This is a genomic window from Brevibacillus sp. NSP2.1 (assembly GCF_000470975.2).
GTDB classification, from domain to species: Bacteria; Bacillota; Bacilli; order Brevibacillales; family Brevibacillaceae; genus Brevibacillus; species Brevibacillus agri.
Genome location: NZ_CP048274.1, coordinates 651,457 through 667,557, shown reverse-complemented (window position 1 = coordinate 667,557; position 16,101 = coordinate 651,457). Strand labels below are relative to the sequence as shown.

Here is a 16,101-nt window from a genome sequence, read left to right as displayed (position 1 = left end):
AAAAAATTTTTGCACAAAAAAAACGGACAGGCTGGTATGCCTATCCGTACTCATTTTCTGCCGTCTAATCGGTTACGCTGGCGATCCTACATCAATCAGCGACTCGATCATCACTTTCTGGCTGTTTTTATCGACCCAGACTTGTGTCTCTTTCCATTTTTCCTGATACCAGGCAATTTGGGCTTCGACCTGATTGCGCGCGGTTCCGCCCAGCACGTTGCGGGCGTTCACGACGGTTTCCACTGCCAGCGCGTCGTACACATCTGCCCCGATGACTCCCGAGAAGCTTTGGAACTCCTCCAGCGTCAAATCCAGCAAATATTTTTGCTGCTCAATGCAGTACAGAACAGTTCTGCCGACGACCTCGTGAGCCTGGCGGAACGGCATGTTTTTGCGCACCAGGTAGTCCGCCAAATCGGTCGCATTGGAAAAATCGTTGGTGACAGCCTGGCGCATGCGCTCCGTCCGCACCTGCATCGTCTTAATCATCGGCGTCAGCAAAGCGAGAGCGCCGTGGATCGTCGCCACCGTATCGAACATGCCTTCCTTGTCTTCCTGCATGTCCTTGTTGTACGCGAGCGGCAAGCCTTTGAGCACTGTCAAAAGACCGAACAGGTTGCCGTAGACACGGCCCGTTTTTCCGCGCACCAGCTCGGCGACGTCCGGATTTTTCTTTTGCGGCATGATGCTGGAGCCTGTGCAGAACGCATCGTCCAGTTCTACAAAAGAAAACTCCTGGCTGCTCCAGATGACCAGTTCCTCACACAGACGGGACAAATGCGTCATCAGCAAGGAAGCGTCCGCCAAAAACTCCACGATGAAATCGCGATCGCTCACCGCGTCCATGCTGTTTTGATAAATGCCGTCGAATTGCAGCATCTCCGCGACAAACGTCCGGTCGATCGGGAAGGTCGTGCCCGCCAGCGCACCAGCGCCAAGCGGCAGCACATTCACCCGTTTCCACGTTTCTGTCATCCGCTCGATATCGCGCTGAAGCATGGAGACATACGCCATCAGGTGGTAGCCGAACAAAACCGGCTGCGCACGCTGCAGATGCGTATAGCCAGGCATAACCGTATCGAGATGCTGACTGGCCTGCTCAAGCAGCGCTTCCTGCAAATACATGGCCAACTGGATGATCTCCATCAGCTTTTCTCTCAAGTACAGGTGCATATCGAGTGCGACCTGGTCGTTGCGGCTCCGTCCGGTGTGAAGCTTGCCCCCCACCGGACCGATCTCTTCAATCAGCATTTTTTCGATATTCATATGAACATCTTCGTGAGCAACCAAAAACTCCGCTTGCCCGCGCTCGATTTTGTCTTTGACTTTTTTCAAGCCCGCGATGATTTGACGTACTTCCTCCATCGGCAGGATGCCGCACTTGCCCAGCATGGCAACATGAGCCAGGCTGCCGACGATGTCCTGCCGCCACATCTTCTGGTCAAAAGAGATAGAAGCTGTATATTCTTCTACGAGCTGATTCGTCGGCTTCGTGAAGCGTCCTCCCCACAGTTTCATTGCGTGATCGCATCCTTTTCATCCAAAATCTTGATCGCGGTGTTTTTGTTCTCATGCAGTACGCCTTCGTTCACTTCTGCGTACACTTTTGTTGGCAAGCCCCACAGCTTGATGAAGCCGAGCGCTGCTTTATGGTCGAACTGGTCGCCAGCGTTGTAAGTCGCCAGCTCATGGCTGTAGAGCGAAGAGGCAGACTTGCGGCCCACTACAATTGCATGGCCTTTGTGCAGCTTCACGCGTACAACGCCAGTCACGTGTTTTTGCGTTTCTTCGATGAACGCCTGAATCGCGTTGCGAATTGGCGAGTACCACAGACCTTCGTAGATCACCTGGGACATTTTTTGCTCGATGATCGGCTTGAACTGCGCTACCTCACGAGGCTGTGTCAAAAATTCCAGTTCGCGGTGCGCCAGAATCAGGGTTGTGGCAGCAGGCGTCTCGTACACTTCACGGGATTTGATCCCCACCAGGCGGTTTTCCACGTGGTCGATGCGGCCTACGCCGTGGTTTCCAGCGATTTTGTTCAGCTTCAAAATCAGCTCGGACAAAGGCAGCTCTTCGCCGTTCAGGGCAGTCGGCTTGCCTTGGACAAACGTGATTTCGATTTCTTCTGCTTCGTCCGGCGCATCTGCAATCGACTTCGTCAGATCGTACGCGCCTTCTGGCGGCGCTGCCCACGGATCTTCCAGAACGCCGCACTCGCAGCTTCTGCCCCACAGGTTTTGGTCAATGCTGTATGGGTTGTCCAGATCAATCGGGATCGGGATATTGTTCTTTTTCGCATACTCGATCTCTTCGTCGCGAGTCCAGCCCCATTCGCGAACAGGCGCCACGATTTTCAGGTTCGGATTGAGCGCTGTGAAGGATACGTCGAAGCGCACCTGGTCGTTTCCTTTTCCTGTGCAACCGTGCGCTACCGCTACCGCGCCTTCTTTTTCCGCGATCTCAACCAGCACGCGGGAAATCAGGTAACGCGACAAAGCCGATACGAGCGGGTATTTGCCTTCGTACATCGCGTTTGCTTTCAGGGCTGGCAGAACGAATTCTTCTGCAAAAGCTTCCTTGGCATCGACGACGATCGATTTGAGCGCGCCTACTTGCAACGCTTTTTTCTGGACGAAATCCAGGTCTTTCCCTTCGCCTACATCGAGCGCAACTGCGATTACGTCGAAATTGTAGGTGTCTTGCAACCATTTAATTGCTACCGATGTATCTAAACCGCCAGAATAGGCCAACACAATTTTATCTTTTGCCATCATTCTCTCTCCCCGTTTCGAAGTATCTCTCATGTGAGTAATTATACAAACGAGTTAATAAAAATACAACCACTTTTCTTGTTTATTCGCGATATTTTCGCAGACAAAATCAGGAAGCGCTTTCCTGAGGAAAGGACGGTATCCCTTCTGGCGCTTTTGCTTTTCCGAGTTGTCGTGTTGATTGCAAGGGGGCTGGTTTTGGCGTGTAGCAAGGCTTAGCTGATCTTGCAATACCGCTTCCGCGTCGTTGTTTGCCAGCCAAAATTCTGTTGATTCTCCGTCTGTATTGTCCTTTATGCAAGCCTTTTTCCCGGAAGGATCATAGTGGGTTTTCATTGATTGAACGCGCAATCCAGTACCTCGTCCCATGCATAGAAACGTTTTTATGCAAAAATTGAATGGCCGCTATCCAAATCTGGCCGTTGCTTTGCAAGCGTCCAAACAAAAAACAGTTACAAGAGGCAGCTAGCTGTTTGCCTCCTGTAACTGTTTTTTTGGATTTAATTCTTGTCCAATAATGCACTGCAGTTCCTCTCGCGGCAGTCTTTCCACTATCGCAACGAAATGGCTGGCCAGCTCCGGATCGAACTGCGTTCCTGCTCCTCTGCGTATTTCCTGAAGGGCTTCCTCGACCGGCAACCCTTTTCGATAAGGCCGATCTGCCACCATCGCATCGAACGAATCGGATATGGCCAAAATTCTCGCAATGAGCGGGATCTCATCCCCCATCAAACCATCAGGGTATCCTCTGCCGTCCATTCGTTCATGGTGTGATCGTATCGCAGGCAGAAGCTCATGAAACATACCTGCCTGCAAAATAATTTCGTATCCTATCACCGTATGCTGTTTAATCGTATCGTATTCCTCAGGTGTTAATTTTCCTTTTTTATTGAGAATCTCATCTGCGATGCCAATCTTGCCGATATCGTGCAGGATGCCTCCAACATACACTTCCTCCACTTTATCCGCAGGCAATCCGATTTCTTTGGCAATTTCTTTTCCCCAGTGAGCAACCCGTTGAGAATGTCCGCTGGTATAGTGATCGCGGGCGTCGATGGAGGCTGCCATGGCTGTAAGAAAATTGTGGTTAAAAGATTTGACCTCTTCAACCTTTTGTTGAAGCCTTTGAAGATTCTCGTAGTAATGATGAAAAACATGATTAATTGTAAAAAATGCAATCATCATCGGAATCAATGTCAGTGGTCCGTAAGTCTCTACTAGCCTGGAACCTACGCCTGCTAAAATCATAAGCAACAAATAAGTAGAGGTGAACCCCTTGGCCATCGCCTTCACTGTTTGGACCCAACTGTTTTGATAGAAGTAAGATATCCCCAATCCACATAACATAAGGTTTACAAACCAGTAAACTACTGCTAAAAATATATCCGATATGATGGGAGAGATTGTACCGAAACTGTTAATCCACTCATTCAAAGCAGCTACTACCCAAATCGTCATTAGTAGCTGCCCAATGTTAATAGCTGCTTTTAAAGGATGAAACCTCACCAGAAAAGCAATGATAACGGATTCAATTAACGCAGTCCATACCCCTACCCAAACACCGTATAACAAGATCCCCGAAAAAATGACAGCATTATTTACTGTCAAAATAGTGTTGGAAATTCGCACAGGTGTAAAACAGGAAAAGATAGTGAGGAGAGTATAGGTAAACAATACTCCCCAATGTTCTCTGGGCTCCCATTCCGATATTGAGCTGTAAAAAATACAGATTGCAGCTATAACAAAGCCAAACTGCACTACAATGCCCTTTATCAGGTTAGAGAGATTAATTTTTTTTCGCATATCTTTTACCTTCATGAAGCTGTAATAGCGAGATAGGTTTATTCATTAAGCGCTGAACAAGCAAAAAGGCTCCTAACATAATAAAGATATCTCCAATACTGATTACCCTTGGAATGATCACGGGCATATAAATTACATCTGTTAAAAATGGCAAATTGGAACTTTCCGTCAAGACACTGTGCTTAAAATTCGTCCCATTGATAACGGGCTCTAGATCATATGGTAACTTTTTTGCTTGCTCTAAATCTATAGGCATTTTTCCATTGTTTGTCCAAATAGCAATTGCATTAAGAAACCATCCGATCAAAAATATGCGCATGTCTTCGAACTCTCTGTTAAACATCAAGAATGCCAATATAAATACATACGCGATAGAAATGAAAATGCCTCCCATTGTTGGGAAAAATGCAGCGCAAACTTGGAGAACAATCGTAATGATGAGCAACGCAACTTTATTAAACTTAGGAAATTCCTTTATTCTCCCCCCTCGTATTAAAGCAACAATAAAAGATAAACAAATTACATCCAAAAGCATCTCGCTTGCCTCCAAAGGTTTAAGAAAAAACACCACTCAAGCAAGCGGTGTTTCCTCGAAAATTTATTATCCGATATGGAAGTTTGCAGAAGTAGCAGCCACGATCGCTACCACCATCAAAATCGCCGCGAACCATTTTTTCATCTCTATTCCCCTCCTTACGTGCATAGTGGAGAAAGCTGGCTTCGCTACTGGTTTTCAAGTCAGAGGCCAAGCGACCAAGTACAGCCTCTGCTCCGTCTTTCCTTCCGCACTGGTTGCGAGAAGGGTGGATTCGCTACTGGCTCCATACAGACCAAGCGACCAGATACAGTCTGTACTTCTTTGCGACTTTCCTAGCTATATTTTACACATAAGTGACAAAATTCGGCAATCACAGTTTCATAGTCTATTGGATTTAATTCCGATTAGTTCTATTTGACTAGAACCTTGTTCATACCAGCGCTGCCAGAATCGCCTTCTGGGCATGCAAGCGATTTTCAGCCTGATCGAAAATGACGGAGCTTGGTCCGTCGATGACGCCTGCGGTCACTTCCTCGCCGCGATGCGCCGGCAGGCAGTGCAGGAAAAGGTAGTTGCGGTCTGCCTGTGCCACCAGTTGCTCGTTTACCTGGTAATTCGCGAATGCTTTCAGGCGCACTTCGTTTTCCTCCTCGAAGCCCATGCTGGTCCAAACATCTGTGTAAACAGCGTCGGCCCCCGCGACTGCTTCTTTTGGATCATGCGTCACCATCATTTTTCCGCCGCTCTTTTTCGCGTACTCGACAGCTTTTGCCACGATGGCAGCATCCATCTCATAGCCGACAGGCGTCGCCACACGCACTTCCAGGCCGAGCAAAACGGCAGCGAGAACGAGCGAGTTGGCTACGTTGTTCCCGTCGCCCACGTAGGCGAGCTTGACACCTTTGAGCTTGCCTTTGTGCTCCCAGATGGTCAGCATGTCAGCCAAAGCCTGACATGGATGGTACAGGTCGGTCAGGCCGTTGATGATCGGGATGGAGGCGTGCTCGGCCAGCTCTTCCACATAAGAGTGGGAGAACGTGCGGATCATGATCGCGTCCACGTAGCGGGACAACACCTTTGCCGTGTCGCTGATCGGCTCTCCGCGGCCCAGTTGCAGCTCTTTTCCGCTCATGAACATGCCAAGCCCGCCGAGCTGGTGCATCCCTACTTCGAAGGAGACGCGCGTGCGCGTCGACGCCTTGTCAAAAATCATTCCCAGCGTCTTGCCCTGCAAAGGCTGGAACGGCTGTCCCAGCTTTTGCAGTTGCTTGATGTGAGCGGCGAGATGGAGCAACTCCATCAGTTCGTCGCCGTTAAATTCGTCGACACGCAGAAAATCTTTTCCTTTATGCTTTTGCAGGGGCAAGTTTTGAAAGTGTTCCAATATCTTCACTGGCTGCATGAGAGCCACCTCTTTTCATCATAATGGACTTCACATATAACGAGAATGTATCCGTTGCACAGAACAGCGGGATTCCTTGCTGCACCATCCGGCTGCGCAAGGCAAACCCTCTTCTGCCCTGTTGATTTCCTTTTGTTGCGGTGACCAGCGCAAAGGCTGCCTGCTCTTTTTGCAGCAATTGGTTCCAGGCTGCTTCATCTTCCACGACATGCTTGACCGCAACGCCGGCTGCTGCCAACCAACTGGCCGTGCCCGCCGTCGCTGCGAGAGTAGCACCATCTGCCTGAAGCTGCCCGATCAGTTGGCCGATCTCTTCCTTCTTGTCCGCATCCGCCAGGGAGATCATGACAAGCTGACCGTTTTTCCAGTCGCCGTACAGGTTGTCTTTGAAGGCAAACGCTTTTCCGGCCGCTTCCTCAAACGTCCGTCCAAGTCCGAGCACTTCTCCGGTCGACTTCATTTCCGGTCCGAGTACCGGGTCGACGCCGTTCAGCTTGATGGTCGAGAAGACAGGAGCTTTGACGACTGCAAAAGGAATCTCAGGCAGCAGCCCGGTTCCGTACCCCATGTCCGCCAGCTTTTCCCCCAACTGGGCGCGCACAGCCAACTGGACCATCGGGATGCCCGTCACTTTGCTCGTGATCGGCACTGTCCGCGATGCGCGCGGGTTAACCTCCAGCACATAGACGGTATCGGTGTCGATGACAAACTGAATGTTGATTAGGCCGACCGCTTCCATTTCCCGTGCGATCGCTTCTGTGTAGCTGGCAATTTTGTGCTTGATCTCATCCGACAGCGCCGGAGCCGGGAACAGCGCCACGCTGTCGCCAGAGTGAATGCCCGCTTTCTCCACGTGCTGGAAAATGCCCGGGATAATGACAGACTGCCCGTCGCAGACCGCATCGACCTCTGCTTCCCGGCCCGGGACGTATTTGTCCACGAGAAGCGGGAAAAACGCTTCGCTCTGCGGGTGGTGGAGCCAGTCGTTGATCGTCGCTGTCAGCTCCTCGATGTTGTGTACGACTACCATGCCTTGCCCGCCGATGACGTAGGAAGGCCGCATCAGAACCGGGAAGCCGATTTCCTCCGCTATCGCTGTCGCATCTTCCAGGGACGATACGCCTTTGCCCGGGATATGCGGGATGTTCAGCTTGCGCAGCATCGCGTAAAACAGCTCGCGGTCCTCTGCCCGCTCAATCGCGGTCAGCGTCGTGCCCATGACCTTCAGTCCGGCCTGCTCCAGCTTTGCCGCCAGATTGATCGCCGTCTGTCCGCCAAACTGGACCATGACGCCCTCTACCTGTTCGCGCTCGGCGACATGCAGCACGTCTTCTACATGCAGCGGTTCAAAATAAAGGTGGTCGGCTGTTTCGTAGTCCGTACTCACCGTTTCCGGGTTGTTGTTCACCACGATGGCCGCGATTCCGCTTGCTTGCAGCGCTTTGGCGGCATGCACGGAGCAGTAGTCAAACTCGATTCCTTGCCCGATGCGGATTGGCCCGGAGCCGAGCACGAGCACTTTTCGCCCGGCCAGCGTCTCTACTTCGTCTACTCCTTGCCAATCCGAGTAGTAGTATGGAGTCTGCGCATCAAATTCGGCTGCGCACGTATCGACAATTTTGTAAGTTGGCGTGATGCCTGCTTGCTCGCGCTGTTTTTTGATGGCAAGCGGAGTGGTTCCCACCAGCGAAGCAATCGTTTCATCCGCAAAGCCGCTGCGCTTTGCGGCAAGCAGCAGCTCTCTGGATAGCGTGCTGCTGTCGTGTGCGGACAGCTCCGCTTCCAGATCGACGATTTTGCGCAAGCTGCGCAGGAAAAACGGATCGACGCCTGTCAGGCTGTGCAGCTCTGCTTCTGTGAAGCCTTTGCGGATCGCTTCGGCAAAAACGAACAGGCGGATGTCGGTAGCGTCCTGCAACGACTGCGCAAGCTGCTCGCGCGTCCAGGAAGCAAGCTCCGGACGGGACAGGTGCGTGCAGCCCTGCTCCAGTGAGCGAACGGCTTTCAACAGTCCCGCTTCCAGATTGCGGGCAATCGACATGACTTCGCCTGTCGCCTTCATTTGCGTGCCCAGCCTGCGATCGGCATGCGGGAATTTGTCAAACGGGAAGCGTGGAATTTTCACCACGATATAGTCCAGAGCCGGCTCAAAGCTGGCGTAGGTGTAGCCTGTAATCGGGTTGATGACCTCGTCCAGCCCGTAGCCCAATGCCAGCTTGGCCGCAATCCGCGCGATCGGATAGCCGGTCGCCTTGGAAGCCAACGCGCTGGAGCGGCTCACCCGCGGATTGACTTCGATCAGCACGTAGCGATCTGAGTGCGGATCGAGCGCAAACTGAATGTTGCAGCCGCCGACGACACCGAGCGAGCGAATCACTTTTGTCGAGGCGCTGCGCAGCATTTGATACTGGCGGTCTGTCAGCGTCTGCGACGGCGCGACGACGATGCTGTCTCCCGTGTGAATGCCTACAGGATCGAGATTTTCCATATTGCAGACGATGATGCAGGTGTCGTTCGCATCCCGCATGACTTCGTATTCGATCTCTTTCCAGCCTTTTACGCTGCGCTCGATCAGGACTTGCCCGATGGGGCTGGCCGCAATTCCGCCTGCCGCGACCTTGCGCAAGGCTGCCTCGTCTTCAGCGATACCGCCGCCTGCGCCGCCCAGCGTGTAAGCAGGACGGACGATGACGGGATAGCCGATGGTGTTGGCGAACTGGATAGCCGCCTCGACTGATTCCACGGTATCGCTCTCGGGAACAGGCTCGCCGATTTGCTGCATCAACTGCTTGAACAGCTCACGGTCTTCCCCGTTTTGAATGGCAGCAAGCGGCGTGCCCAGCAGTTGAACGTTGTACGCTTCCAGCACGCCTGCCTCTGCCAGAGCAACCGCAAGATTCAGCCCCGTCTGCCCGCCAAGCGTGGGCAAAAGTCCGTCGGGACGCTCTTTGGCGATAATCGCCGTCACGGATTCGACCGTGAGCGGCTCCAGATAAACTTTGTCTGCAACCTGCTCATCTGTCATGATCGTCGCCGGGTTATTGTTCACCAGTACGACCTGCACGCCCGCTTCCTTCAGCGAAAGGCAAGCCTGCGCTCCGGCGTAGTCAAATTCTGCCGCCTGGCCGATGACGATCGGGCCGGAGCCGATCACCAGAACTTTATGAATGTGTGGCAATTTAGGCATATCTCTTCGCTCCTACTACACGCATCGATTGCAAGAATTGGTGGAATATATGGGAAGTATCGCTCGGTCCGGGATGTGCCTCCGGGTGGTACTGCACGCTGAAAACGGGCAGGCTCACATGGCGCAGCCCTTCGACAGAGCCGTCGTTTACATTGCGGTACGAGACGGCGAGCTGCCGTTTGTCCAAAGACTCTTCCTTGACGACGTACCCGTGGTTTTGCGAGGTCATGTACACCTTGCCTGTCACCAGGTCTTTCACCGGGTGATTGCTGCCGCGGTGACCGTACGCCAGCTTTTCTGTTTTGCCGCCGTACATCAGCGCCAGCACCTGATGTCCCAGACAGATACCCAAAGTCGGGTACTGCTCAACCGCTTTTCGCCATTCGCTGCAATACGCCAGCAGGTGCTCCGGGTCGCCAGGGCCGTTGGAAAACAGCAGGCCGTCCGGTGCGAGCGCGTTAATTTGCGCAAAAGAAGTGTCGAACGGCACGACGGTCACACGGCAGCCCAGCTCCAAAAGCGCATCCAGAATCGATTTTTTCATCCCGAGGTCGACCAGGACGACATGCTCCCCGGCTCCCGGGTAACGCTCGATCTGTTGGGTGGATACATTCGCTACCAGCGATTTTTTCGCGTGCTTGTAGCGCAGTGACGCAACCTCCGCCGCCTGCATAGGCTGATCGGAAATCACCCCGAAAACCGGACCATTTTGGCGAACTCGCTTCGTAATGGTTCGGGTGTCGATTCCGGCCAAAATCGGGAAGCCAAAGTCTTCCGCCGCCTGGGCCAATGTTTTCGTCGATTCGTAGTGACTCGGCTCTGTGCACAGCTCGCTGACGATCATCCCCGTCAGAGCCGGCTTTGCCGCCTCGTAGTCGTTTTCGTTGATTCCGTAGTTCCCGATCAACGGATAAGTAAAAGTCACGATCTGACCTGCAAAGGAAGGGTCTGTCATTACTTCCTGATAGCCGGTCATGCCTGTATGAAAAACCACTTCGCCGAAACCGTTAATAGGCGCTCCGTAAAGCTGCCCTGCAAATACCTCCCCGCTCTCCAGCGTGAGGTAGCCCGTTCCCAGCGATTGCTTATCTCTATCCATCTATGAAGCCACTCCTCTCCAATAGGCAAGAGCCAACGCCATTTGGCGCATCTATTTAGGTGAATAAGTCATTCACGTTCATGCCGTTCATACCGAGAATTTATGCAACTCTTTGTATTAATATACATTCAACATTATAAAAATGCAACGAGTTTTTTGACTTTCCGCACTCGTTGCATTTTCACAAATCATGGAATATTTGCCGTTACGCCTGGGCCAACGCTTCGCCGAACACGGCCATTGCCTGCTTTACTTCTTCATCCGTCGTGACGAAGGATGGCAGCAGGCGCACTACTTGCGGACCAGCCGTGAGCAGAATCACGCCTTTTTCCCGTGCATAAGCAACCACGTCGCCTGCCGGAATCGTCAGCTCCACGCCCAGAAGAAGTCCTTTGCCCCGAACCGCGACGACCTTGTCGGGATGCTCAGCATGCAGCTTTTCCAGCTCCTGCATCAGCACGTCGTGAATATGGGCGACCTGCTGCAAAATTTGCTCCTCTTCCATTGTCGCCAAGGTAGCGATTCCCGCGGTCGCTGCCAAAGGATTGCCGCCAAACGTCGTTCCGTGCGTCCCTGGCGCAAAGGCTGCGGCCACTTCCTTCGTGGCGACTACAGCGCCAATCGGGAACCCGCTGCCCAATCCTTTTGCCAGCGAGATCGCGTCCGGCTTCACCCCGTATTGCTGAAAAGCGAACCACGTGCCGGTGCGGCCAATCCCTGTCTGAATTTCGTCCACCAAAAGCAGCAAGCCGTGCTCGTCGCACAAGTCGCGCAGCGCTTTGACCCACGCTTCCTCTGCCGGATGCACGCCGCCCTCGCCCTGAACCAGCTCCAGCATGATCGCGCACGTCTTGTCTGTAATCGCCGACTTGACCGCTGCGAGATCGTTGTACGGCACGGTGACAAAGCCCGGCGGCAACGGCGCGAAGCCATCCTTGACCTTTTCCTGCCCGGTCGCCGTCAATGTCGCCAGCGTCCGTCCGTGAAAAGACTGCTCGAACGTGATGACTTCGAAGCGGTCCTCTCCTTTCACCTTTTGCGCGTAGCGTCGGGCCAGCTTAATCAGGCCCTCATTGGCTTCCGCCCCGCTGTTGCAAAAGAACGCCTGATCGAGCCCGGACAAGCGGCTCAGCTTTTCCGCCAAAATCTCCTGCTGCGGAATGTGCACCAGGTTGGAGCAGTGCCACAGCGTATCGAGCTGTTCGTGCAGCTTGGCTGTCACTTTTGGCGGGACATGCCCCAAAGACGTCACCGCAATCCCTGAAGTAAAATCGAGATACTGTTTCCCCTGGTCGTCCCACACCTGATTTCCTTGGCCTTTTACCAGACTGATCGGCCATCTCGCATAGTTATTCATCACATGCATAGGCGCTGTCACTGTACTCATGTCCATTCCCTCCTTAGTTCGCGTGATTCACGTTCATTCTGACGGTCGTTCCGACTGCTTCCCCTGTGCATACGCCGAGCAGATCCTCGGCCGTCCCCCGGCAAATGACCACCTGGTCCACTCCCTGGCCGAGCGCGTCCAGCGCGGCCTGAACCTTCGGAATCATTCCGCCCGTGATGATCTCGGACTGGATCATGTCCTGAATCTCCTCTGCGCTCGTTTGCGCAACGACTGCCTTCGTGCCGTCTGCTTGCGGGCGCAGAATGCCGGGAACGTCCGTGACCATGATGAGCTTTTCCGCCGCGAGCGCCGCTGCAATCGCTCCTGCGGCCACATCGGCATTGATGTTGTACGTATTCGCCCCATCCTCGCTTACGGAAAGCGGCGCGATCACCGGGACGTAGCCTTGCGCCAGAATCGCTTGCGGTATCGCCGTATTTGCTTTCGTAATTTCCCCTACCCAGCCAAGCGGCTTCGCCGTTTTCTGCGCGATCAGCGTCTGACCGTCAATTCCGCTCACGCCCCATGCCTTGGCGCCTGCCTGCGTCAGCCGTCTCACCAGCACCTTGTTGATGCTGCCGCACAAAACCATTTCCACGACGCGCAGCGTATCCTCGCAAGTCACGCGCAGCCCGTCGACAAACTGCGGAGTAATCTGAACGCGGTCGAGCATGCCGTTAATCGCCGGTCCGCCTCCGTGCACGATGACGATCTGCCTGCCTTCCTGCTGCAGCTTCGCGATCGCCTGAAAAAAAGAATCCGGCAACTGATCCATCGTGCTTCCGCCGCACTTGATGACTACTATCCCCTGCATCGCTTCTCCTCCTCTACGGATATACCGGAACGAGCGGCAGCCCCGTTTTCTCGGGCAGTCCGTACATGACGTTCATGTTTTGCACAGCTTGGCCTGCTGCGCCCTTCATCATGTTGTCGATCACCGACAGCAAAACAACGCGGCCAGTGCGCTGATCCACATGAATCGCAATGTCGCAGTAATTCGAACCGTAAACCTCTTTTGTATGCGGATGGCTTCCGGCTGGGCGCACACGGACAAACGGCTTGTCGGCATAAGTCGCTTCATACAGCTCCTGAATTTGCGCCTGCGTCACCTCTGCGGACAACTGTCCGTAAGCAGTGACCAAAATCCCGCGCGTCATCGGCACCAGATGCGGCGTAAACTGGACGACCGTCTCCACGCCGCTCTGCTTTTGCAACTCCTGCTCAATCTCTGGCGTATGCTGATGGCTTCCCACCTTGTATGCGTGAATGCTTTCATTGATTTCGCTGTAATGCACGCCAAGCGATACGCCGCGTCCCGCTCCGGACACGCCCGACTTGGCGTCGACGATCCAACTGTTCGATTGCACCCATCCGCTTTTCAGCAAAGGGATCAAGGCAAGCAAGGTCGCTGTCGGATAGCAGCCCGGATTGGCAATGAGGCTGGCGCCTGCCACCTGCTCCTGATTCCATTCCGTCAGGCCGTAAACCGCCTGTTCGACAAAGTTGGCGGGCGCAGGCTCTTTTTTGTACCACGCCTTGTACACCTCGCCTTTTTCCAGGCGAAAATCGCCGGACAGATCAATGACCTTCACGCCGTTTGCTACCAGTTGCGGAGACAACCCGGCACTTACGCCAGCAGGCGTCGCGAGAAAAATCAGATCATTTGCGGCGCTCATGCTGTCAGCGTCAATCGGCAAAAGCTTTGGCAGTCCCAGTCCCGCTACGTGAGGAAAGGTTTTCTCCAGCCCCTCTCCATCTGCTGAACTTGAATAAACATTCGCTATTTCAACCTGAGGGTGGCCAGCCAGCAGACGGATCAACTCCGCACCGCCGTACCCGGTTGCCCCAACGATTCCGACCCGAACCATGCACCTCTCCCCTTCTTCCCATCATTCGTTTGTATTTTTATACATGAATAATAATAAAAATTCAAACGGAATACAACTAGCAAATCTGTTTCTGCTTCATTTGGCAAAGCGGGAAGTCGCTAGCAAGGGGCCCTTTTATACAAAAAAACGCCGGGTTCCATACCCGAGCGTCTTTTGTCCAACTCACCTTTATTTTTTGTCGGCCAGCCAAGCAGCGATGTTTTCCGCGTCTGTCCCTTTTACCAGGCCAGGCGGCATCGAACCTTTTCCGTTATTCAGCACTTCCAAAATCTGCTCCTTGCTCAGTTGGCCGCCAATTTTTTGCAAATTCGGCCCGACAGCACCTTCCAGCGATTGTCCATGACAGCCTGCACAGGTGTTTTTAAACAACGCCTCTGCCGTAGCCGCGTCATAGCTACCAGATGGAGCGGTTGTCGAAGGTGTCTCCGTAGCCGGCTTTTCAGCAGGGGGCTGCGTCTGCTGATTGCCGCCGCCACAGGCGCTGAGCGAGAATGCGAGTACAGCCGCAACCGTAAACAGTGGGATGCGTTTCAAAGCGGTTCCCTCCTTGTTGTAGAAATTCTTCGCTCAGTATGCCTCCGCAGCGGGCTATTCATTCCTGTGGCCCTGCGAATTTTAGGTCAAGGGCAGCTCAAGCGGATTCCACTCCCGCAGTTCCAGTGTCCGTGCGCCTTCCACCACAACCGGATCGCCTTCCGCCAGCTTGCGCGCTTCCTCCAGGGACGCGGCCTTGTAGATGACCATGCCTCCCTGCTTGTCCGTGAACGGACCTGCCATAAACACTTTATCTTGCTTGTACAAATCGTTGATATACTCTAAATGAGCCGGTCTGATTTTCGCGTTCAATTCCTGATCGACAATCGGCAACAAAGCGACATACAACATGTGTGCGTCCTCTCCTTATTTTGCGTATTTGTTTGCAGTATAACATATTTGCCAATCGGGACTTTGGCACAGGTAGGATTTTTCCGATCTACAGCGAACGTTTGAAATGAAGCAAGAAGCGACAGAAAGGTGGGTCACGTATGGGTACGCAGTTGCAGTTATACACTTCTCTCTTCCAGAATAACCCCGATGCTGTTTACATTATCGACATGCATGGCAACCTTACTGGCGTCAACGCCGCAGCCGAGCAATTACTGGGCTATGCAGCTTCCGAGCTGTTGCGCATGATCTGAACGGCCACATTACATACGCTTCGCCCTCGATCCAATCCGTGCTCGGCTTGCCAGCCTCTCATATTTTGCTCCGGCATTTTTCCATCCTGATTCAGCCTGAGCAGAGAGAGGCTGCCAGACGTGACTTTTTGCAGATGATTGTGGAAAAAACACCTTTGGACGCTGAATACATCTACCCTCACCCGGACGGCCGCATGCTTCTGTTCGAGTTCAAAGGAACGCTCGACATCGGAGCAGATGGCGAAGTGAAAAATACAGTGATCGTCGCCCGCGACATTATAGAACGGCGCCATTCCGAGGAGCTGCTGCGCTACTCGGACAAGCTCTCCGCCCTTGGCGAGCTGGCGGCAGGGATCGCGCATGAAATCCGCAATCCGCTCACCTCGCTGAAAGGGTTTCTCCAGCTCATGGAGAGCGAGCCGATTACCAACCGTCATTACTTGCAAATTATGCTTTCCGAAATTGAACGAATTTCCCACGGCTACTTCGCTTATTTCCTGCGAGGAATACCAGATCAAGCAAGTGTTTATCAACATCATAAAAAACGGCATGGAAGCCATGCCGTCAGGTGGGATTCTCACGATCGCGGTAGTCGAGAACGATCAGAACGTCCTCATTCGGGTATCCGATCAAGGCGACGGGATACCCGAGGAGCTGCTTCCGCGATTGGGAGAGCTATTTTACAGTACAAAAGAAACCGGAACAGGTCTGGGGCTATTGGTTAGCACCAAAATCATTCGCGACCACGGCGGCTCGCTCGACATCACGAGCGAGCTTGGCGAGGGCACGACGGTCGTCATTTCTTTGCAAAAGCAAAAGCCTTGCAGCAGAGAGGGGCTGTAAA

General features: G+C 53.3%; 15 protein-coding genes and 1 pseudogene. 3 read left to right on the top strand and 13 right to left on the bottom strand.

Going from position 1 to position 16,101, the window contains the following annotated elements; translation table 11 throughout:
* Positions 1–72 precede the first annotated feature (72 nt).
* The 13 genes from argH to M655_RS03195 all read right to left on the bottom strand — a co-directional run bounded on the left by argH (position 73) and on the right by M655_RS03195 (position 14,964).
* The gene (gene argH, locus M655_RS03255; protein WP_005829884.1) at positions 73–1,518 is read right to left on the bottom strand and encodes an argininosuccinate lyase; all 1,446 of its coding nucleotides are present in this window, start codon (positions 1,516–1,518) and stop codon (positions 73–75) included.
* Positions 1,515–2,774 carry an argininosuccinate synthase gene (locus M655_RS03250; RefSeq protein ID WP_005829883.1) on the bottom strand — a complete coding sequence of 420 codons (1,260 nt, stop codon included), beginning with the start codon at positions 2,772–2,774 and terminating at the stop codon, positions 1,515–1,517. The genes argH and M655_RS03250 overlap by 4 nt, the downstream gene beginning before the upstream one ends.
* Positions 2,775–2,828: 54 nt before the next feature.
* Complete coding sequence (locus tag M655_RS03245) at positions 2,829–3,125, bottom strand: hypothetical protein (protein WP_141333637.1); 297 nt, start codon at positions 3,123–3,125, stop codon at positions 2,829–2,831.
* Between the two features lie 114 nt (positions 3,126–3,239).
* A complete protein-coding gene (locus tag M655_RS03240) occupies positions 3,240–4,577 on the bottom strand; it encodes an HD-GYP domain-containing protein (protein WP_025844290.1) in 1,338 nt (445 codons plus the stop codon).
* A complete protein-coding gene (locus M655_RS03235) occupies positions 4,561–5,112 on the bottom strand; it encodes a DUF5317 domain-containing protein (RefSeq protein WP_025844288.1) in 552 nt (183 codons plus the stop codon). The genes M655_RS03240 and M655_RS03235 overlap by 17 nt, the downstream gene beginning before the upstream one ends.
* A 433-nt stretch (positions 5,113–5,545) precedes the next feature.
* Complete coding sequence (argF, locus tag M655_RS03230) at positions 5,546–6,517, bottom strand: ornithine carbamoyltransferase (protein ID WP_005829874.1); 972 nt, start codon at positions 6,515–6,517, stop codon at positions 5,546–5,548.
* Complete coding sequence (carB, locus tag M655_RS03225) at positions 6,462–9,704, bottom strand: carbamoyl-phosphate synthase (glutamine-hydrolyzing) large subunit (RefSeq protein ID WP_025844285.1); 3,243 nt, start codon at positions 9,702–9,704, stop codon at positions 6,462–6,464. Before carB ends, argF begins: the two co-directional genes overlap by 56 nt.
* Positions 9,697–10,803 carry a carbamoyl phosphate synthase small subunit gene (locus M655_RS03220; RefSeq protein WP_005829871.1) on the bottom strand — a complete coding sequence of 369 codons (1,107 nt, stop codon included), beginning with the start codon at positions 10,801–10,803 and terminating at the stop codon, positions 9,697–9,699. The genes carB and M655_RS03220 overlap by 8 nt, the downstream gene beginning before the upstream one ends.
* Before the next feature lie 205 nt (positions 10,804–11,008).
* Positions 11,009–12,190 carry an aspartate aminotransferase family protein gene (locus M655_RS03215; RefSeq protein WP_007777983.1) on the bottom strand — a complete coding sequence of 394 codons (1,182 nt, stop codon included), beginning with the start codon at positions 12,188–12,190 and terminating at the stop codon, positions 11,009–11,011.
* Positions 12,191–12,203: 13 nt separating this feature from the next.
* Entirely contained in the window at positions 12,204–13,004 is an 801-nt protein-coding gene (gene argB / locus M655_RS03210) for an acetylglutamate kinase (RefSeq protein ID WP_005829867.1), read from the bottom strand.
* A 13-nt stretch (positions 13,005–13,017) separates the two neighbouring features.
* Positions 13,018–14,058: an N-acetyl-gamma-glutamyl-phosphate reductase gene (argC, locus tag M655_RS03205; protein WP_026557529.1), complete on the bottom strand. Its 1,041-nt coding sequence runs from the start codon at positions 14,056–14,058 to the stop codon at positions 13,018–13,020.
* Positions 14,059–14,247: 189 nt separating this feature from the next.
* Positions 14,248–14,613, bottom strand: coding sequence for a cytochrome c551 (cccB, locus tag M655_RS03200; RefSeq protein WP_026557530.1), 366 nt, complete (start codon positions 14,611–14,613; stop codon positions 14,248–14,250).
* An 81-nt stretch (positions 14,614–14,694) separates the two neighbouring features.
* Positions 14,695–14,964, bottom strand: coding sequence for a YciI family protein (locus M655_RS03195; protein ID WP_005829860.1), 270 nt, complete (start codon positions 14,962–14,964; stop codon positions 14,695–14,697).
* Between the two features lie 140 nt (positions 14,965–15,104).
* Here M655_RS03195 and M655_RS03190 point away from each other — a divergent pair, with 140 nt between their 5' ends.
* The 3 genes and pseudogenes from M655_RS03190 to M655_RS03180 all read left to right on the top strand — a co-directional run bounded on the left by M655_RS03190 (position 15,105) and on the right by M655_RS03180 (position 16,100).
* Positions 15,105–15,257 carry a PAS domain S-box protein gene (locus M655_RS03190; protein ID WP_235694635.1) on the top strand — a complete coding sequence of 51 codons (153 nt, stop codon included), beginning with the start codon at positions 15,105–15,107 and terminating at the stop codon, positions 15,255–15,257.
* Positions 15,258–15,295: 38 nt separating this feature from the next.
* Positions 15,296–15,676, top strand: a pseudogene (locus M655_RS03185) (histidine kinase dimerization/phospho-acceptor domain-containing protein); the annotation flags it as partial.
* Positions 15,677–15,719: 43 nt separating this feature from the next.
* A complete protein-coding gene (locus M655_RS03180) occupies positions 15,720–16,100 on the top strand; it encodes an ATP-binding protein (RefSeq protein ID WP_235694634.1) in 381 nt (126 codons plus the stop codon).
* The last annotated feature ends 1 nt before the right edge of the window (position 16,101 follow it).

Excerpts from the sequence above, each read along its gene's own strand:
- argH (WP_005829884.1), bottom strand. The coding sequence starts at position 1,518 with ATGAAACTGTGGGGAGGACGCTTCACGAAGCCGACGAATCAGCTCGTA.
- M655_RS03250 (WP_005829883.1), bottom strand. The coding sequence starts at position 2,774 with ATGGCAAAAGATAAAATTGTGTTGGCCTATTCTGGCGGTTTAGATACA.
- M655_RS03240 (WP_025844290.1), bottom strand. The coding sequence starts at position 4,577 with ATGCGAAAAAAAATTAATCTCTCTAACCTGATAAAGGGCATTGTAGTG.
- M655_RS03235 (WP_025844288.1), bottom strand. The coding sequence starts at position 5,112 with ATGCTTTTGGATGTAATTTGTTTATCTTTTATTGTTGCTTTAATACGA.
- argF (WP_005829874.1), bottom strand. The coding sequence starts at position 6,517 with ATGCAGCCAGTGAAGATATTGGAACACTTTCAAAACTTGCCCCTGCAA.
- carB (WP_025844285.1), bottom strand. The coding sequence starts at position 9,704 with ATGCCTAAATTGCCACACATTCATAAAGTTCTGGTGATCGGCTCCGGC.
- M655_RS03220 (WP_005829871.1), bottom strand. The coding sequence starts at position 10,803 with ATGGATAGAGATAAGCAATCGCTGGGAACGGGCTACCTCACGCTGGAG.
- M655_RS03215 (WP_007777983.1), bottom strand. The coding sequence starts at position 12,190 with ATGAGTACAGTGACAGCGCCTATGCATGTGATGAATAACTATGCGAGA.
- argB (WP_005829867.1), bottom strand. The coding sequence starts at position 13,004 with ATGCAGGGGATAGTAGTCATCAAGTGCGGCGGAAGCACGATGGATCAG.
- argC (WP_026557529.1), bottom strand. The coding sequence starts at position 14,058 with ATGGTTCGGGTCGGAATCGTTGGGGCAACCGGGTACGGCGGTGCGGAG.
- M655_RS03195 (WP_005829860.1), bottom strand. The coding sequence starts at position 14,964 with ATGTTGTATGTCGCTTTGTTGCCGATTGTCGATCAGGAATTGAACGCG.
- M655_RS03190 (WP_235694635.1), top strand. The coding sequence starts at position 15,105 with ATGGGTACGCAGTTGCAGTTATACACTTCTCTCTTCCAGAATAACCCC.